The sequence below is a fragment of the Streptomyces venezuelae genome (assembly GCF_008642355.1).
GTDB lineage: Bacteria > Actinomycetota > Actinomycetes > Streptomycetales > Streptomycetaceae > Streptomyces > Streptomyces venezuelae_B.
This window is the reverse complement of the sequence record NZ_CP029193.1, coordinates 1,797,512-1,814,027: the sequence shown is the minus strand read 5'-3', so window position 1 is coordinate 1,814,027 and position 16,516 is coordinate 1,797,512. Positions and strand designations below refer to the sequence as shown.

Annotated in this window: 18 protein-coding genes and 1 pseudogene; 13 read left to right on the top strand and 6 right to left on the bottom strand. The window is 72.1% G+C overall.

The genetic code is table 11. The features are described from left to right. The first annotated feature begins 130 nt into the window (after positions 1–130). The 9 genes and pseudogenes from DEJ47_RS08425 to DEJ47_RS08395 all read left to right on the top strand — a co-directional run bounded on the left by DEJ47_RS08425 (position 131) and on the right by DEJ47_RS08395 (position 4,695). A complete protein-coding gene (locus DEJ47_RS08425) occupies positions 131–553 on the top strand; it encodes a phage holin family protein (protein WP_398333224.1) in 423 nt (140 codons plus the stop codon). Next, entirely contained in the window at positions 550–1,233 is a 684-nt protein-coding gene (locus tag DEJ47_RS08420) for a DUF3618 domain-containing protein (protein WP_150166456.1), read from the top strand. Before DEJ47_RS08425 ends, DEJ47_RS08420 begins: the two co-directional genes overlap by 4 nt. Next, on the top strand, positions 1,233–1,499 hold the full coding sequence (locus tag DEJ47_RS08415; RefSeq protein ID WP_150166454.1) for a DUF4235 domain-containing protein: 267 nt from the start codon (positions 1,233–1,235) through the stop codon (positions 1,497–1,499). Before DEJ47_RS08420 ends, DEJ47_RS08415 begins: the two co-directional genes overlap by 1 nt. 18 nt (positions 1,500–1,517) lie before the next feature. Beyond that, positions 1,518–1,751: a hypothetical protein gene (locus tag DEJ47_RS36800; RefSeq protein WP_223828276.1), complete on the top strand. Its 234-nt coding sequence runs from the start codon at positions 1,518–1,520 to the stop codon at positions 1,749–1,751. Positions 1,752–1,781: 30 nt separating this feature from the next. Next, positions 1,782–1,838 (top strand): annotated as a pseudogene (locus DEJ47_RS37500) (hypothetical protein); the annotation flags it as partial. Between the two features lie 112 nt (positions 1,839–1,950). Beyond that, positions 1,951–2,109 (top strand): hypothetical protein, encoded by a 159-nt coding sequence (locus tag DEJ47_RS36795; RefSeq protein WP_223828275.1) that lies wholly within the window; start codon positions 1,951–1,953, stop codon positions 2,107–2,109. A 156-nt stretch (positions 2,110–2,265) separates the two neighbouring features. Beyond that, positions 2,266–3,072, top strand: coding sequence for an SGNH/GDSL hydrolase family protein (locus tag DEJ47_RS08405; RefSeq protein ID WP_150166452.1), 807 nt, complete (start codon positions 2,266–2,268; stop codon positions 3,070–3,072). A gap of 92 nt (positions 3,073–3,164) precedes the next feature. Next, positions 3,165–3,788, top strand: a complete 624-nt coding sequence (locus DEJ47_RS08400) for an antibiotic biosynthesis monooxygenase (RefSeq protein ID WP_150166450.1) — start codon at positions 3,165–3,167, stop codon at positions 3,786–3,788. A gap of 73 nt (positions 3,789–3,861) precedes the next feature. Continuing rightward, the gene (locus DEJ47_RS08395; protein ID WP_223828274.1) at positions 3,862–4,695 is read left to right on the top strand and encodes an SRPBCC domain-containing protein; all 834 of its coding nucleotides are present in this window, start codon (positions 3,862–3,864) and stop codon (positions 4,693–4,695) included. Positions 4,696–4,728: 33 nt separating this feature from the next. Here DEJ47_RS08395 and DEJ47_RS08390 read toward each other — a convergent pair whose 3' ends face one another. After that, positions 4,729–6,588 (bottom strand): endonuclease/exonuclease/phosphatase family protein, encoded by a 1,860-nt coding sequence (locus tag DEJ47_RS08390; protein ID WP_150166448.1) that lies wholly within the window; start codon positions 6,586–6,588, stop codon positions 4,729–4,731. Positions 6,589–6,812: 224 nt separating this feature from the next. On the opposite strand from DEJ47_RS08390, the gene DEJ47_RS08385 reads away from it, so the two are divergent. Next, positions 6,813–8,273, top strand: coding sequence for a hypothetical protein (locus DEJ47_RS08385; protein WP_150166446.1), 1,461 nt, complete (start codon positions 6,813–6,815; stop codon positions 8,271–8,273). Between the two features lie 78 nt (positions 8,274–8,351). On the opposite strand, the gene DEJ47_RS08380 is transcribed toward DEJ47_RS08385, so the two are convergent. From DEJ47_RS08380 to DEJ47_RS08365, 4 genes are all read right to left on the bottom strand, one after another. Then, a complete protein-coding gene (locus DEJ47_RS08380) occupies positions 8,352–8,807 on the bottom strand; it encodes a hypothetical protein (protein ID WP_150166444.1) in 456 nt (151 codons plus the stop codon). Positions 8,808–8,833: 26 nt separating this feature from the next. Further along, positions 8,834–9,997 carry a S1 family peptidase gene (locus tag DEJ47_RS08375; protein WP_223828273.1) on the bottom strand — a complete coding sequence of 388 codons (1,164 nt, stop codon included), beginning with the start codon at positions 9,995–9,997 and terminating at the stop codon, positions 8,834–8,836. A 74-nt stretch (positions 9,998–10,071) separates the two neighbouring features. Then, the gene (locus DEJ47_RS08370) at positions 10,072–10,269 is read right to left on the bottom strand and encodes a hypothetical protein (RefSeq protein ID WP_165283749.1); all 198 of its coding nucleotides are present in this window, start codon (positions 10,267–10,269) and stop codon (positions 10,072–10,074) included. 170 nt (positions 10,270–10,439) lie between these two features. After that, on the bottom strand, positions 10,440–11,219 hold the full coding sequence (locus DEJ47_RS08365; RefSeq protein WP_150166440.1) for an SDR family NAD(P)-dependent oxidoreductase: 780 nt from the start codon (positions 11,217–11,219) through the stop codon (positions 10,440–10,442). 115 nt (positions 11,220–11,334) lie between these two features. Between DEJ47_RS08365 and DEJ47_RS08360 the strand changes: the two genes are divergently transcribed. The 3 genes from DEJ47_RS08360 to DEJ47_RS08350 all read left to right on the top strand — a co-directional run bounded on the left by DEJ47_RS08360 (position 11,335) and on the right by DEJ47_RS08350 (position 15,099). Beyond that, positions 11,335–12,801, top strand: coding sequence for an alkaline phosphatase PhoX (locus tag DEJ47_RS08360; protein WP_150166438.1), 1,467 nt, complete (start codon positions 11,335–11,337; stop codon positions 12,799–12,801). Between the two features lie 349 nt (positions 12,802–13,150). Further along, the gene (locus DEJ47_RS08355; protein WP_150166436.1) at positions 13,151–14,734 is read left to right on the top strand and encodes a TROVE domain-containing protein; all 1,584 of its coding nucleotides are present in this window, start codon (positions 13,151–13,153) and stop codon (positions 14,732–14,734) included. 137 nt (positions 14,735–14,871) lie between these two features. Further along, positions 14,872–15,099: a CarD family transcriptional regulator gene (locus DEJ47_RS08350; RefSeq protein WP_055564387.1), complete on the top strand. Its 228-nt coding sequence runs from the start codon at positions 14,872–14,874 to the stop codon at positions 15,097–15,099. 114 nt (positions 15,100–15,213) lie between these two features. Here the strand turns inward: DEJ47_RS08350 and DEJ47_RS08345 are convergent, their stop codons facing one another. Beyond that, positions 15,214–16,449, bottom strand: a complete 1,236-nt coding sequence (locus DEJ47_RS08345) for a TerD family protein (protein WP_190415743.1) — start codon at positions 16,447–16,449, stop codon at positions 15,214–15,216. Positions 16,450–16,516 lie beyond the last annotated feature (67 nt).

Sequence of the window (16,516 nt, the reverse complement as noted above, 5' to 3'; positions counted from 1 at the left end):
ACTTAATTCTCCTACGAGGTACTGGACAGGAACGCTACGAGAAGTGCTCGTCCGAGTTCAGGAGATCAGCGGGGGTAGCGTCGCCAGGTACGGGTACTCGGCCATCCCAGCCAGAAGGGAGGCGGACCCCGTGACCGGGACCATGGGCGAGCAGCCGACGCGCGATCACGCGCAGCACTCGGTGGGAGAGCTCGTCGAACGTGCCACCGCGCAGCTTTCGGAACTCGTACGTCAGGAGATGCGGCTCGCCGGGCAGGAGATGGCGGCCAAGGGCAAACGCGCGGGCCGTGGCGGAGGGCTCCTCGGAGCGGCCGGCGCGGTCTCGTACGTAGGACTCATGGCGCTCGCGGCCACGGCGGTCGCGGCACTCGCGCTGACGCTGCCCGTGTGGGGCGCGGCCCTCATCGTCACCGGCGTGCTCTTCGTCGTGGCGGGGGTGCTCGCCGTGCTGGGCCGCAAGCAGCTGGCCCGTGCGGTGCCCCCCGTGCCGCAGGAGGCGATGGACAGCGTCAAGGCGGATGTCGAGGAGATCAAGGAAAGGGCGCACCGATGACGGACACCCCCAAGGACGCCAAGGACGCTTCGGCGAAAAAGGACGCGGGCGCCAAGGGCCCCGACGAACTGCGCCGGCAGATCGAGGAGACCCGCGGCGAACTCGGCGAGACCGTCGAGGAACTCGCGGCGAAGGCAGACGTGAAGGCCCGCGCCCGGGAACGGGCAGCGGCGGTGAAGGACCACGTACAAGGGACGGCGGCACAGGTGAAGGACAAGGTGACGGAGCAGGCGGCGCGCGCCAAGGGCAAGGCCGCGGACGGAGCCGGGCAGGCGAAGAACGCCACGGCCGAGGGGGCGGCAGGCGCCAAGATCATGGCGGCCGACGGCGTGGCGGGCGTCAAGAGCAAGGCGGCCGAGGGCGCCGCACGGGCGAAGGGCCTGGCGGCGGAAGGCGCCGGACGTGCCAAGGGCATCGCGGCGGAGGGCGCGGGGCGCGCCAAGGGCGCCGTGCTCGAGGGCAAGGCGCGCGCGGAACAGTACCCCGCCGTGGTTCAGGCCGAGGAGAAGGTCGCCGAGGCCGCACGCCGCGTACAGGACGGCGCGCCCGAGCCCGTGCGCGCCGCAGCGAGCAGCGTCGCGCGGATCGGCGGGCGCCACCCGAGGACCGTCGCGGCGGCCGGGGCGGGTGTTCTGGTGGCCTGGATGCTGCTGCGCCGCGGCAAGCGGAACGGCCGCTGATGAGCGGGGCCACGATCCTCTACAAGCCGCTCGGCATGGCTTTCGGCATGCTGGGCGGCGCGGTCGCGGGTGCGGTGTTCCGCCGTACCTGGAAGGCCGTGGCGGGCGAGGACGACGCGCCGGACGCACACGACGAGGAACGCTCCTGGAACGAGATCCTCGTCGCCGCCGCGCTCCAGGGCGCCATCTTCGCCGTGGTCAAGGCGGCGGTCGACCGCGGCGGCGCGGTCGGCGTGCGGCGTCTGACGGGCCGCTGGCCGGGCTGACGGCCGTGCCCGTCCGGCATGATCGGTGCGCGCGCCGACAGGCCGGACCGGCACAGAGGCCAAGGCACGAAGAACAACGCTGAACACAGCGGCACCCACGGCGGCGGCGACGGCGCAGGAGGGGACGAGCGAGGCGTCGCGCTGGTGACGGGCTCTTCGTCCGGCACCGGCGCCGCCGTCGCCCGCCGCCTCGCCGCCGCAGGGGTGCGCGCCGTCGCCAACTCCGCCCGCTCCGTCGAGGCGGGCCATTGACTCGCGGCCGAACTGCCCGACGCCGTCCACGTGAGGGCGAGCGTCGCCGACGAGGCCGACGTGGCGCGGCTCGTGCAGGCCGCCGTCGACACGCAGGGCCGCCTCGACATCCTGGTCAACCGCGCGGGCACCACCTGGTCCATCGACCACGACGACCTGGAGGCGGCCGGTCCCGACGTGTGGGGGGGAGCTGTACGACGTGAACGTCATCGGCGTGTGGCAGACCATCACTGCCGCCGTCCCGCATCTGTGCGCGAGCGGTGCGGGCGACATGGTCGACATCTCCTCTCAGGCGGGCGTCCGTCCCGACGGCAGCTCCATCCCGTACGCGGTCGGCAAGCAGCCGTGCACCACATGACCAAGCCGCTCGCCACGACGCTCGGCCCGGCCGTGCGGTCGACGCGGTGGCGCCCGGCATGATCGAGAAGTGCTGCTCGTCGACGGCGGCGGCCACCTCCTCCAGCCGCGACGGGGCCGCGTTGACGGGGCCGGACGCCCGGAGGAAGCTCGGGCCATGGCCACGACGCAGCAGCATCCGTACGCGCGGTACGTCGCGATCGGCGACAGTCAGACGGAGGGCCTCGGGGACGGCGACGAGGAGCGCGGCTACCGCGGCTGGGCCGACCGGCTCGCCGAGATCCTCGCCGCCGGGCACCCGGACTTCACCTATGCCAACCTCGCCGTGCGCGGCCGTCGGACGGCGCTGATCAAGGCGGAGCAGCTCGGCCCCGCCCTCGCCCTGAAGCCGGACCTCGTGACCGTCATGGCGGGCATGAACGACCTGGTGCGGCCGGGCTACGACGCGGCGCGCGTCGCCGCGGACGTCGAGGAGATGTTCACCGAGCTCACCGCGGCGGGCGCGCGCGTGGCCACCGTCACCTTCCCGGACATCGGGCGCGTCTCACCGCTCGCGCGCCGCGCGCTGCCCCGCGTCCTGGACCTCAACGCCCGGATCCGCGCCGCCGCCGACCGGCACGGCGTGACCGTCTTCGACACGTTCCCGCACCGCATCACCACCGATCCGCGGCTGTGGAGCCGCGACCGCATGCACGCGAGCCCGCTCGGCCACGCCCGGATCGCCGCGGGCATGGCGGACGCGCTCGGCCTCGCCGGGCACGAGAGCTGGCTGAGCCCGCTGCCGCCGCTCGCCCCGGTGTCGGTGTTCGGGGCGGTGACAGCGGAGGCGCGCTGGTTCGCCGGGTTCATGGGTCCCTGGATGTGGCGGCGGGTGCGGGGACGTTCGTCGGGCGACGGCCGGGAGGCGAAACGTCCGGTGCTGGAGGCGGTGACGGTGGCACCCGCGCCGCACGAACGGGCTTGACCTCAACCTCGGTCGAGGTCGGAGTGTGGTGCGTGCACCGGGCGACCACCCGCTCGTGCACCCGACCTCGACCGAGACGGACGGACCACACCATGCCCGTGACCACCACCCGCAGCACCGGCACCCTCCCCGACCCGGCGCGCGCCGACGGAGGCCTCACCTTCATCAGCACCTGGAGCACCGGCTCGCCCGAGCGGCTGCGGGCCACCCTGGACGCCATCGCCAAGGCCTGGGAGGCCCGGCCCTGGCCGCACGAGGGGCTCCTCTCGTACACGGTGTACGCGGGCGCCGACGGATCGACCGTCCTGCACTACTCGCAGTGGCGGGACGAGGAGGCGTACCAGGACTTCTTCGCGGGCGTCGGCAACGGCAGGGACGCCAGGAACGCGGAGATCGACGCGGCGGTGCCGGGAATCGAGCGGCTCGGCCTCAACAAGACGCGGCTGTACCGCAGTTGGGAGGGAGGTGATGGAGGTGAGCCCGACACGGTGGTGATCGGTCTCACCGACTTCGAAGGCCCCGACCCCGAGGCGCAGCGCGCCTGGTCGGACCGGGCGGCCGAAGCCCTGGACCGGGACGTCGCCGACACCCCCGGCCCGCACGCCGCGCACTTCCACCTCACCCTGGACGGCAGGCGCGTCGTCACCTACGCGGAGGGCGGCGGAGAAGGCGCCCGGTACCGGTTCGCGTACGGCTTCGTACCGAGCCAGGCGTAGATTTTCCCCGGCCCGCGCCGCCGAGCGCCCCGCTCTCCTGGACAGCCCCTGGAGGCGGCGGGACGGTGGAGCCATGAGCGGGGACGGGAGGGCCGGCCGGGGCAGGCCGCGCAGGCGCAGGCCCGGCAAGGGGGAGGCCGCCGCCGGCGCCGCCCCGGCAGTCGGTGGGAACGGCGGCACCGGCAAGGCCTTCGAGATCGTCCGGGAGCTGGAGGTCGAGGGCTCCCCGGCCAGGCTCTGGGCCGCCCTCACCACCGGCACCGGCGGCTGGTTGTGGCCCATGGAGTACGAGCCCCGCGAGGGCGGCGCCGCCCCCTCCGGCGGCACCGTCACCCGCTGGGACCCGCCCCACCGCCTCACCGCGCGCGTCGAGGACCCGGACGGCATACCCGGCCAGAGCCTCAACGAGCTCGACCACGTCATCGAGCCGCGCGACGGCGGCCGTCGCTCCTGGCTGCGCCACGTGCACAGCGGCATCTTCACCGGCGACTGGGACACGCAGTACGACGGCACGGTGCGGCACACCGACTTCTACCTGCACTCCCTGGGCCAGTACATGGCGCACTTCGAGGGCCGTCCCGTCGCCTACTCCGCCCTGCACGGCCCGCGCGCCTCCGCCGCCCCGGACGCCTTCGTCAGGCTGGCGAGGGCGCTGGGCCTGCCCGACGACGCCACGGACGGCGCGCGCGTACGGGTGCAGGCGGCGGGCGGGGAGCTGGACGCGGTGATCGACTTCCGCAGCCGGTACTTCATCGGGCTGCGCGCCGACGAGACGCTGCACCGCTTCTACGGCCGCAACCACTTCGGTGCCCCGGTCGGGGTCAGTGTCCACGACTTCGGCGCGCACGCCGACGCCAAGGGCACCGAACTGGCCTGGCAGGACTGGCTGGACCACCTCTACGGCTGAGGCGGCCCGGCCCGTCCTGCCGGTCTCCCGGGGCTACGGCCTGAAACGCAGCACCTGCGGGTCGTGGTCGCTGTTCTGCTCCGCGAACTCCGCGTTGATGTGCACGCTGTCGAAGCTGAAGTCGTCCGCGTCGCCCACCCCCGGACTGGTCAGGATCTGGTCGAGGACCTGCGAGTTGCCCTGGTAGACGTACGAGTAGCGCTCGCTCCTCGGCAGCGACCTGACGGCGGAGCGCAGCGCGCCGCCGTCCTCCAGCGCCCTGGTCGTGGCCGAGAACTCGAAGTCGTTGATGTCGCCGAGCACGACGACGTCGGCGTTCCGCTGGACCTTGCGGATGTCCTTCACGAACCCGTTCACCGCCTGCGCCTGCAGCAGCCGCTTGGTCTCCGAGGAGCGCACCGGCGGCTGGTGGTGCGAGGTCAGGGACTCGTCGCCGCCCTTGGACCCGAAGTGGTTGGCGATCACGAAGACGGTGCGGCCGCGGAACGTGAACTCGCCGGCCAGCGGCTTGCGGCTGTCGGCCCAGGCCGCGTTGGCCGGGTCGACGCGGCCGGGGGAGTGGCTCAGCGCGGCGCGGCCTCCCTCGCGCACGACCTCGGTGGGCGTCGTCGCGTCGCCGGGCGCGCGCTCGGTGAACGAGACGCGCTCGGGGTTGTAGAGGAAGACCTGGCGGATGTTGCCGCCGGGCTCGCCGCCGTCCTTGTTGTTCTGCGGGTCGACGGACCGCCACGCGTAGCGCGGGCCGCCCGCGGCGACGATCGCGTCCGTGAACTTCTGCAGCGTCGCCTCCGCGGAGACGGTGCCGTCGTTCTTCGCCCCGTTGTCGTCCTGGATCTCCTCCAGGGCCACGATGTCGGGCGAGGCGAGGTTCGCGACGACGGCGCCCGCCAGCGCGTCGAACTTCTTCTGCGGGTCGCTCGGGTCGAGGTTCTCGACGTTGTACGTGGCCACGGCGAGCTCGCCCTTGGCCTGCTTCCGCGTCTTCTCGCGCTTCAGGCCCTTGTCGTCGACCGTGCCGAGCTCGCGTGCGACGAGGGTGTAGCCGCCGAACTGGTTGAAGTCCAGGGGGCCTTCGGCGCCGCCGCGCAGGACGTCACCGACGTTCGCCCGGGGGAACGGCCGCTCGGAGACCGGGGCGAGCTGCTGGATCTGGAGCCGTCCGCCGTTCTGCGCGGTGTACGAGCCGTAGACGGTGCCGCCGCGCCGGTTCGGGTTCTCGTGCTTCTTCACGGTCACCCAGAGCTCGTTGTAAGCGTCGGTCGCGCCGACGACGCGGGAGCTGCCGATCCCCACGTTCATGCCCTCCAGCGACTCGTAGAGGTCGAGGGCGTACGAGCGGGGCTTCAGGGGCAGCGCGTTGATGCTGCCGCCCTGCGCCGGGTCGCCCGCGGGCGCGTAGCGGCTCGGCACGGACTTGGCGGTGACCGCCACCGGGGCGGGCAGCGCGTTGCCGGAGGACTCCACGGTCACGGTCGGCTTGGTGATCTGGGTCAGGGACTGGTTGCCGGAGCCGGTGCCCCCGGGCACGTACTCGCCGACGGTGCCCGAGACCCGTACCGCGTCGCCGGCCTTGACCGTGAGCGGAGCGGAGCCGGTGAAGACGAAGATGCCCTCGCTGGTGGCCGCGTCGTCATCGGCGGTCCCCTTCGCGGACTGGATCCAGAAGCCCTTCGAGCCGTAGCCGCGCACGCCCGTCACGATGCCGGGCACATCGCTGACCTGCTGCCCCACCAGGGGCGACGTACGGGTGGTGCCCTGGATGTCATGGATGCGGACCCCGTCGGCGGCGGCCGGGGACGAGGTGACGGCGAGCAGGCCCGCCGCCAGGGCGGCGGCGACCACGGCGCCGACGGCGGCGGATCTCGGAAGGCGGGGCGACGCTATGTGAGACATCAGGGAACTCCGGATGAGGGTGAGGGAACGAAGCTGCGGCGGTGCAGGGCCGGTCGGGCGCTCTACGCGCGTCAATCTCTTGCGTGACCAGGGGAGTTGTCAAGGTTCTCCGGGTGTTCCGCTGCTGTACGTCTCCTGACAGGGACATGAACCGGGCGGCATGGTCCCAAATCCGTCTAGGCTTGCCCACTGCAGAGCCCGCCCCTCCGGAGGAGAACCAGCCGATGTCCGTAAGCCCCGCCACCCTGCCGCCGGTGCTGCTGCACTCCGAAGCGGAACTCGCGCGGGCCGCGCTCGCCACCCCGCTGCTCTCCCGCGCCGTGCGCCTCGCCCGCTGGGCGGGACCGGAGACCCGCGTCGGCGCGGGCGGCGAACTCGTCGACGCGCAGCTCCCCGCGGCCGCGGCCGAGCTGGGCCTCGCGGCGGACGACCCGGACGCCGCCGCGTACGCGAGCGAGGCGTGGCGGGTCGCGGTGGACACCGGGCTCATCGATGTCACGGACGCCGAGGAGGACGGCGCGGAAGGCACCGTCACGCAGGGCGAGGATCTCGCGGTGCTCTCCGGGGGGAGCCCGCAGGACGTCCTCGCCGTCTGGCTCGGCGCCCTCGACACCGTGTACGCGGACGCGACCGTGCCCGACATGGAGAACCTCCTCGACGTCCTGGAGGAGAACGGCCAGGTCGACTTCGACGAGCTCGGCTGGGACCCGCAGGCCGAGGCCGACTTCCTCGACGGCGTCCTCGGCAACCTCTACCTGCTCACCGTCGGCGACGCGGCGGGCGGCGAGAGCCCCGTGCCGCTGCCCGCCCTCGCCGCCTCGATGATCGTCCCCGACGACATGGGCGAGCCCACGGACGACGTCCTGGAGCAGGTGTCGGACGCGATGATGAAGCTCGACGACCAGTTCCGGCTCTTCGAGCCGCTCGGCCTCGTCGAGTACCAGCCGGTCGACGAGGCGCTCATGGCCGACATCGACGACGAGACGGCACAGCCGGAGCAGGCGCCCGTCGACGACGAGGACGTCAGCCGCTACGGCATGGTCCGGCTCACCCCGCTCGGCCTGTACGGCGTCCGTGCCCGCATGCTGGAGGCCGGTGTCGACGCGCCCGCCGTCGGCGACCTCGCGGACAAGGGCGCGGACGTCCTGCTCGACGGCACCGCCGGCTTCCCGCAGCACGCCGCGCAGGCGGAGATCGAGCAGTGGCTCGCCGGGCACGAACCGCTGGACGCGGCACGGGAGTTGCTGGCCGCGGCGCGCGGCGCCGACGAGGGTGCGCCGCTGCGCAGGCTCCGCTGCCAGCAGGCGCTCTCCCTCGTCGGCGACGAGGCGGAACCGGCGCTGCGCGACGTCCTCGACGACCCGCAGCTCGGTGGCCTCGCCCGGGTCTGGCTCGCCGAGCACGGCGCCACGGACGTGCCCGCGCCGTCGGAGGAGCTCATCTTCTGGCTGACCATCGACACGCTCGCCGCGCAGCTCTCCGCCGAGGGCAACTCGGACGAGCTGCAGGGCCTCGTCGAAGGTCTCGCCCAGCAGCACAGCGGCTTCTTCGCCACGGCATGGCGCGTCGAGCACCCCGCCACGGCCGACGTCCTGGAGGCGATGGGCCGCCTGCACCCCGACAAGAAGGTGGCGAAGGAGGCCCGCAAGGCGGCGTTCAAGGCGAGGTCGCAGCAGGGTCTCTAAGGGCACTCTGCCCCCCCTTGGCACCCAGTCCTCAAACGCCGGACGGGCTGAGACATCCAGCCCGTCCGGTGTCTTACCTCAGCACTCGTACCGCGTCGTGTGCTTGAACGACGATGTCGCCCCGTCGAACCCGTACGTCCCCCGGTACGCCGGAGGATTCTGGTACTCGCCCACGATCGTGATCGTGTTCGCGCACGACCCCTGCCCGGCCCGCTTCGCGTCGAGCCGTATCGTCTCGCCGATCGTGCCGCCCGTGATGTCCCACGGCGCGCCGCAGATGCCGGACGTGATCTGCCCGCCCGTCACCACGTGCGGATAGGTGTTCGGGTTGTACTTCACCTCGAGGACGAACGTGACCGCGCCCGCGTGGAGCGTCAGCTTGCACTCCGTCGACAGGGCCTCGGCCGACACCTCGCCCAGCGGCGCCGCGAACGCCTCGTCACGCGTCTTGACCTCGGCGCCCTGCGGATTGTGGAAGCGGTGCTCCGACGTCCGCGACTGGCCGCCCTTCTGCTTACGTGCCTGAGTGGTCATGGAAGACCCTCCTCCCGTCCTGACCGTCAGGCCAGCAGCTCGGCGATCTCCACACGCAGCAGCGCGCGGACGTTCTCGATGTGGTTGACGATGGTCGCGACCGACGAACCGGCGAACAGCAGACCCACCGCGACGTCGTCCTGCGAGGTGACCAGCGAACCGGAGTCGCCGCCCGCGGAGATGTTCGTCGTGACGATCTGGTCCTTGAAGCGGGCCGTGCCCGCCGTGCCGTAGTTCACGTCGACCGTCGCGTCGACCGCGATGATCCGGCCGAAGCTGATGTTCGTCGTCCTGCCGGTCTTCTTCACCAGGTCACCGACGGCCACGTTGGCCTTGCGCCGCCAGGCACGCGGGGCACCGCTGAAGTACTGCTCGCGCGTCGCGTCCTGGAAGTCGACCGCGCCGAGCGCCGCGTCCACGACGTTGTTGTGCCGCTCCAGCGGGATCTGCGGGGCGAACTGGATCGTGATGAACCGCTCCAGGGTCGCGATGCGGTCGGCCGGGTCCTGGCCGCCGTCGAAGACACCGGGCTGCACGATCGCGCTGCCCAGCTGCGCCCGGTTGGAGTCGGCGAGCACATGGTTGTTGGACAGGATGTAGAACTTCGCCGGTACGCCGAGACCGGCGCCGGGCGGGTCGACGGAAGCGCCGGGCAGGAAGTCGTAGACCACGCTGCCGAGCGTGCCCGCGGTCACCCGGACGTTGCCGACCGAGAAGCCCGACGGGCACGGACGCATCCGGCGCTTCAGGAGCTGCGGCTCGAACGCGCCGCGCCCCGCGAGCTCTTCGAGCTGCGGCTGCCCGAGCCCCGCGAGCTGCTCGCTGACGCTGCCGTCCGGTCCGTACGTCACCGAGGCACGGTCGTCGGCGCGCCGGCCGCCCGCGCGGCTCTGCTGGCGCTGCGCCGCGATGTGGCCCACCGCGACGACGTCGGTCGGAGTGCCGTCGTCCATCTGGCGCGGGACGACGTCCCGCTCGGGGAGCATGGACTCCGGGACCTTCTGCGTGACGAACACGATGACGGCGGGCTCGCCCGTGGGCTCCCCGCCGCTCCACTTCACGCCGTGGCCGAAGCCGACCACGTTGGAGAGCGGCTGCTGGGGCCGCAGGAAGTCGGACATCGCCTGCTGACGGGAGCTGTCGCTCAGCTGACCGCCGGTGGGTCCTCGCATCAGTTCGGGCTGGCTCACCACGCCAGACCACCTCTTCCCCTTTGAAGGGTGGGAGTTCCGGGCGCGCCGGGGGCGTCGGGGCGTCGCTCTCGCTACGCCCCGCCGTCGTGGGCGTCGACCTCGCCGATGGCGAGTACGCGCACGGGGACGCCTTCGAGCGTGTCCGGAACCACGTCTGCGTCACGGAGCCGGTCACGGGGCACCAGGTGGGTGACAAAGACGACGATCACGTCCTGACCCGTGTGTTCGTCTCTACCGGTGCCGACTCCTGTGACATTGGCCAGCCTCATCAGCCGGCCCTCATGGAGGCTGCGTGCCTGATGTGCGTCCACTCGGCTCGCCTCCCCGTGCGGGTGGTGCAGCACTGCACGTAGGTGATGTCTATTGCGGTGTGCATCCCGGGTCAAGGTGTTCTGCGGTGATTCTTGGCTTTACGTTCTCGTGCGCAGGTGCGACGCGCTCACGTACGCAGGTGCGACGCGCCGTTGAGGTCGAGCACCGCGCCCGACGCCCACTCGGCGACCGGGGACGCCAGCCACAGCACGGCCGCCGCGATCTCCTCCGCCGTGCCCGCCCGCCCGAACGGGCTCTGCGCCCGGATCGCCTCGCCCTCGGCACCGCTGAGACGGTGCGCGACGCGTTCCGTCGCGAAGAACCCGGGGGCCACCGACGCCACCGCGATCCCGTGTGGCGCGAGGGACACGGCGAGCGACTGGCCGAGCGCGTGCACCGCCGCCTTCGTCGCGCCGTACGCCGGGTGGTCCGGCTCGCCGCGGAACGCGCCGCGCGAGCCGATGTTCACGATCCGGCCGCCCGTGCCCTGGTCGATCATGCGGCGGGCGGCGAGGTGGCTGAGGTTCGCCGTGGCGAGCAGGTTGACCGAGACGTGCCGCTGCCACAGGGCCGCCCACTCCTCGTACGGCGTGTCGGCCAGGGGGTGCGGCAGGTTCACGGCGGCGTTGTTGACCAGGACGTCGATGCCGCCGAGCGCCTCGGCCGCGCGCCCCGCGATGTCCGCCGCCCCGGCGGGGTCCGACAGGTCGCCGCCCACCAGCACGTGTCCCTCGCCCGCCAGCGAGTCGAGCGTCGCCCGTGCGTCCTCCTCGCGCGAGCCGTAGTGCACGGCGACCCGGTCGCCGTTCTCCGCGAAGGCGCGGGCGAGCGCGCGGCCGAGGCCCCGGGAGGCCCCGCTGATCAGGACGCGACGGCCGGTGCCTGACAGGTTCACGGGCAGGTTCATGGAAGCGGGCCCCTCGACGTCGAACAGTGTTCAACCGCCGTTTATACGCGAGCGGGACGGTGACGCCGACAGCGGTCCGGTCGTACGCAGCCACCTTCGCGCCTCAGGAGAAACGATGTCGCTCACCCGCAGGGATTTCGCCAGACACTCCGCGCTCACCGGGGCGGGAGTCGCCCTGGCCGGCAGCGTCGGCGCGCTCGCCACGGCCCCCGGAGCCCTCGCGGCGACGGACGTCGAGAGCGTGCACGACGCGGAGGACGCCCGGGGCAACGGCCACCACGGCCACCACCACGGCCCCGGCTACGGCCCCCTGATCCCCGACCCCGAAGGCCTCCTCGCCCTGCCCGCCGGCTTCTCGTACCGCGTCCTCACGCACAGCGGCAAGACGAAACTGGAGAGCGGCGAGTTCACGCCCTCCAACCACGACGGCACCGCCACCTTCCGCGGCCCGCGCGGCACCACGCTCCTCGTCAACAACCACGAGCTGGGCGGCCCCCGCAGCAAATGGAAGCACCCCGTACCGCTCGCCGAGGGCCTCGTCTACGACCCCGCGGCGTCCGGCGGCTGCACCGTCGTCGAGGTGCGTCCCGACGGGCGCGTCGCCGAATGGGTCGGCGTAGCCGGCACCGCCACCAACTGCGCCGGTGGCAGCACCCCGTGGGGCACCTGGCTCACCTGCGAGGAGACCGAGGACCGGGCCGGCCAGAACGGCATGACCAAGGACCACGGCTACGTCTTCGAGGTCGACCCCCTGGACCGGCGCGCCAACCGCGCCCCCAAGCCCATCAAGGCGCTCGGCCGTTACGCCCACGAGGCCGTCGTCGTCGACCCCAAGCGCGGTCACCTCTACCTCACCGAGGACGCCTCGGGCCCGAACGGGCTCCTCTACCGCTGGACCCCGCCGCGCGGCTTCGCGCACGGCCGCGGCAGGCTGCGCACCCTCGCCGACGACGCGGGCGTCCTGAAGGCCCCCAAGTGCTACGACTCCGGCGGCCGCTTCGTCGACGACCTGTCCCGCGCGACGAAGACCGGCACGGTCTACGGCGTGGACTGGGTCGAGGTCCCCGACCGCGACGCGCGGACCGTGCCCGTGCGCGAGCAGTTCGACGACGGCGACATCACGCGCGCCCGCAAGCTGGAAGGCATGTGGTGGGGCGACGGCGGCGTCTACATCGTGGCGTCCTTCGCCCGCGGCGAGAGCCCCGTCCCGCACGACGGACAGGTGTGGTTCTACCACCCGGGCCGCCGCACCCTCACCCTGAAGGTGCTCCTCGGCGTGAACCGCGACCCCGGCGAGGACGGCGCCTTCGACGGCCCCGACAACATCACCGTCTCGCCCTACGGCGGCCTCGTCGTCGCCGAGGACGGCGACGGCATCCAGCACCTGTTCGGCGCGACGGAGAGCGGCCGCACGTACCCGATCGCGCGCAACGAACTCAACGCGGGCACGGCGGAGAAGCCGGAGTACAGCGAGTTCACCGGCGTCACGTTCTCCCCCGACGGCCGCACGCTCTACGCCAACATCCAGTCGCCCGGCATCATGTTCGCCATCACCGGCCCGTGGAAGCGGCAGCGCCGCTGATCGCGGGCCCCGCGAAAAACCCTTGGCGTCCACGAAGTTCGCTCTCCTAAAGTTGCTCACGCACCTCCCGGTGCGCAGGCAGCGGCTCCTTCTTCTCATGAAATACGCCGCAGCCACTTTGAACTCGGGAGGCAGCAGCTGGTGTGTGCCCGGTGCGCAGGCAACGGTTACTTCCTGGATCGGACGGTTGCGGGTTCGAGTCCCGTCATCGACTTCTGGTCGGTGTAGCTCAATCGGTAGAGCATCTGGCATAAGTCCGTCGCCGACTTTGACCTCGGGCACACTCCTGCCGCCTGTCTCCCCCTTTGCTTTCGCACGTCTTTCACGCAATGAATTCGGGGGAATTCTCATGGCGCGTTTCAACACCAAGTCCGTCAAGGCGCGGGTCACTTCCGCGGTGAAGTCGACCGGCCGCACCACCCGCACGCACGAGGGCGGTCGCGGTCATCTGCGGGACGCGCGGTCCGAGCTTTTTCTGCTCTCCGTCGCGAATTTCGTCTCCCAGCAGACCTTCTACGAGACCGGCGACCGCCGCGACGACCGGTTCGCCGCACTCGTGCGGCGCCTCGCCGTCGAGGACCCGGAGTGGACCGCGGGCCTGCTCGGCTGGCTGCGCGGCGACGGCAACCTGCGCACCGCCTCGCTCGTCGGCGCCGCCGAGTACGTCAAGGCGCGCCTCGACGCCGACGCCACCGGCGGCCCCACGGGCCGTCAGGTCGTCGCGTCCGTGCTGCGCCGCCCCGACGAGCCGGGCGAGCTCCTCGGCTACTGGACGTCGACGTACGGCCGCGCGATCCCCAAGCCCGTCAAGCGCGGCATCGCCGACGCCGTACGCCGCCTCTACACCGAGAAGTCCCTGCTCAAGTACGACACCGCGACCAAGGGCTACCGCTTCGGCGACATCCTCAACCTCGTGCACGCATCACCGGACCCGGCGAAGCCGTGGCAGGGCGACCTGTTCCGGTACGCGCTCGACCGTCGGCACCACCCGGAGACCGCGGTGCCGCCCGAGGGCGCGCGCGTCCTCACCGCGCACCGCGCGCTCATGGCGCTGCCCGTCGAGGAGCGGCGCGCCGTGGTCACCGGTGACGGCGGCGCCGAGCGGCTCGCCGCCGCGGGCATCACCTGGGAGGCGCTCGCCGGCTGGCTGCAGGGCCCCATGGACAAGGCGGCCTGGGAGGCCGTGATCCCGTCGATGGGTGCCATGGCGCTCGTCCGCAACCTGCGGAACTTCGACGAGGCGGGCGTCTCGGACGAGGTGGCGGCGACCGCCGCGGCCAGGCTCGCCGACCCGGAGACCGTGGCGACGTCGCGGCAGTTCCCGTTCCGCTACCTCGCCGCGTACCAGCACGCGCCGTCGCTCCGCTGGTCGTACCCGCTGGAACAGGCGCTCGGCCACTCGCTCGCGAACGTGCCGTCGCTGCCGGGCCGGACGTTGATCCTCGTCGACCGCTCCGGCTCGATGTGGTCGCCGCTCTCGGACCGCTCGCAGCTCAACCGGGCCGACGCGGCCGCGATCTTCGGCACGGCGCTCGCGCTGCGGGCCGCCGACGCGGACCTGGTCCAGTTCGGCACCAGCAGCCAGGCGGTGACGTTCCGCGCGGGCGAGTCCGTCCTGAAGGTCCTCGGCCGCTTCGGCGACCTCGGCGGCACGAACACCACCGAGGCCGTGCGCCGCTTCTACAGGAAGCACGACCGGGTGCTGATCGTCACCGACGAGCAGGCGACGTACCACTACCACGGCGACCCGACCGAGCAGGTCCCGGCGGACGTCCCCGTCTACACCTGGAACCTCGCGGGCTACCGCGCGGGCCACGGCGCGTCGGGCGAGGGCAACCGGCACGTCTTCGGCGGCCTGTCGGACGCGGCGTTCCGGATGGTGCAGCTGATCGAGGCGGGGGAGAACGCCGACTGGCCGTGGACCGTCGGCTGAGTCCCCCGTTCGGGTCGTATCCGTACCGTCGCCGAGGGCGCACACACCGTGACTTGTGTGTCTGTTCCATACCGATGTGAGGGCAGTGTCAGTACAGAGCATGGTGCCGCGGGCTCCCGAAGCCCCATACTGCGAATATGACGAGGCCCCCCGGCTCGCGCCGACACCTGCCGAACAGTCCCTTCAACGTGCCCGCCCCGCCCGCTCCACCCGTGGAGCACTTCGAGGTGGGTGACAGGGTCTCCCACGACCAGTACGGCCTGGGAAGGATCGTGGGCGTCGAGGGAGAGGACGCGGTCGTCATCGACTTCGCCGGCCGTCAGGGACGGTTCCTGAGCCCTTATCCGAAGCTGGCCAAGCTCTGACACCGACGCTGTCGATGTAGATGCCGATGCCGTGACCCGAACCGATCGAGGGGCGGCGGACCGCTTGTGCGGACCGCCGCCCCTCGGCGTGTTCCCGGGCGGGGGCGCGGAAGGTCAGAGCGCCTGCGCCGCGGGCTTCACCATGCCGCGCACCGTACGGGACTTGACGAACTGTCCCATACCGGTCATTTCCCACTCGCCGCTGAACTGCTTGATCAGCTTCGCCATCATGACGCCCGTCTGCGCCTCGGCGTTGGTGAGGTCGAAGCGGACCAGCTCCTCGCCGGACGCCGCGTCGATCAGGCGGCAGTACGCCTTCGCGACCTCCGTGAACTTCTGGCCGGAGAACGAGTTCACCGTGAAGACCAGGCCCGTGACGTCCTGCGGGAGACGGCCGAGGTCGACGACGATCACCTCGTCGTCACCGCCGCCCTCACCCGTGAGGTTGTCGCCGGAGTGCTTGATCGCGCCGTTCACGATCGACAGCTTGCCGAAGTAGCAGCTGTCGACGTGGTTGCGCTGCGGGCCGTACGCGATCACGGACGCGTCGAGGTCGATGTCCTTGCCACGGAACGCGGGCTCCCAGCCGAGACCCATCTTGACCTGCGAGAGCAGTGGACGGCCACCCTTGACCAGGGACACCGTCTGGTTCTTCTGGAGGCTGACGCGGCCCTTGTCCAGGTTGATCTTCCCGGCGCCGGGCGCGGGCGCGGCGGGGGCCGCGGGAGCGGCGGGCGCCGCCTGACGCGGGTCGGCGACCGGCGGGGGCGGGCCCTGCACCGGCCGGCCGACGGGCGGAGCCGGGGGAGCAGGGGGAGCGGCGGGAGCCGCGGGCGCGGCGGCGGGGGCCGGGGCGGGCTCCTCCACCGAGACGCCGAAGTCCGTGGCGATGCCCGCGAGACCGTTGGAGTACCCCTGGCCGACCGCGCGGGCCTTCCACGCGCCGTTGCGCAGGTAGATCTCCACGATCACGAGGGCGGTCTCGGTGCCGAGCTGCGGCGGAGTGAAGGTGGCGAGCACCGAGCCGTCGTCGGCGTTGCGGATCGTGGCGGTCGGCTCGATGCCCTGGAAGGTCTGGCCCGCCGCGTCCGGGCTCGCGGTCACGACGATCTTCTCGATGCCGGGCGGCACGGCGGCCGTGTCGACGGTGACCTTGTCGGGGGTCGTGCCGCCGCCCGACTGGTAGGTCACGCCGGGGCCGGAGGGCTGGTTGAAGAAGATGAAGTCGTCGTCGGAGCGCACCTTGCCGTCGGCGGTGAGCAGCAGGCCCGATACGTCGAGCCGCACCGGAGCGGCGACGTCCACCGCCACGCGGGCGGCGGTCAGCGGGATGTTCGAGCCGGGGGTCATAGCTGTCATGCCTGGGGTAACGAACGATCCCGCTTTGCCGTTCCCTTACCCGGCGAAGGTTTTTTCC

Coding starts and splice junctions, on each gene's coding strand:
- DEJ47_RS08345 (WP_190415743.1), bottom strand. CDS start 16,449: ATGACCCCCGGCTCGAACATCCCGCTGACCGCCGCCCGCGTGGCGGTG.
- DEJ47_RS08385 (WP_150166446.1), top strand. CDS start 6,813: ATGTCCGTAAGCCCCGCCACCCTGCCGCCGGTGCTGCTGCACTCCGAA.
- DEJ47_RS08395 (WP_223828274.1), top strand. CDS start 3,862: ATGAGCGGGGACGGGAGGGCCGGCCGGGGCAGGCCGCGCAGGCGCAGG.
- DEJ47_RS08415 (WP_150166454.1), top strand. CDS start 1,233: ATGAGCGGGGCCACGATCCTCTACAAGCCGCTCGGCATGGCTTTCGGC.
- DEJ47_RS08350 (WP_055564387.1), top strand. CDS start 14,872: ATGACGAGGCCCCCCGGCTCGCGCCGACACCTGCCGAACAGTCCCTTC.
- DEJ47_RS08380 (WP_150166444.1), bottom strand. CDS start 8,807: ATGACCACTCAGGCACGTAAGCAGAAGGGCGGCCAGTCGCGGACGTCG.
- DEJ47_RS08420 (WP_150166456.1), top strand. CDS start 550: ATGACGGACACCCCCAAGGACGCCAAGGACGCTTCGGCGAAAAAGGAC.
- DEJ47_RS36800 (WP_223828276.1), top strand. CDS start 1,518: ATGATCGGTGCGCGCGCCGACAGGCCGGACCGGCACAGAGGCCAAGGC.
- DEJ47_RS08400 (WP_150166450.1), top strand. CDS start 3,165: ATGCCCGTGACCACCACCCGCAGCACCGGCACCCTCCCCGACCCGGCG.
- DEJ47_RS08370 (WP_165283749.1), bottom strand. CDS start 10,269: ATGAGGCTGGCCAATGTCACAGGAGTCGGCACCGGTAGAGACGAACAC.
- DEJ47_RS08390 (WP_150166448.1), bottom strand. CDS start 6,588: ATGTCTCACATAGCGTCGCCCCGCCTTCCGAGATCCGCCGCCGTCGGC.
- DEJ47_RS08405 (WP_150166452.1), top strand. CDS start 2,266: ATGGCCACGACGCAGCAGCATCCGTACGCGCGGTACGTCGCGATCGGC.
- DEJ47_RS08355 (WP_150166436.1), top strand. CDS start 13,151: ATGGCGCGTTTCAACACCAAGTCCGTCAAGGCGCGGGTCACTTCCGCG.
- DEJ47_RS08360 (WP_150166438.1), top strand. CDS start 11,335: ATGTCGCTCACCCGCAGGGATTTCGCCAGACACTCCGCGCTCACCGGG.
- DEJ47_RS08365 (WP_150166440.1), bottom strand. CDS start 11,219: ATGAACCTGCCCGTGAACCTGTCAGGCACCGGCCGTCGCGTCCTGATC.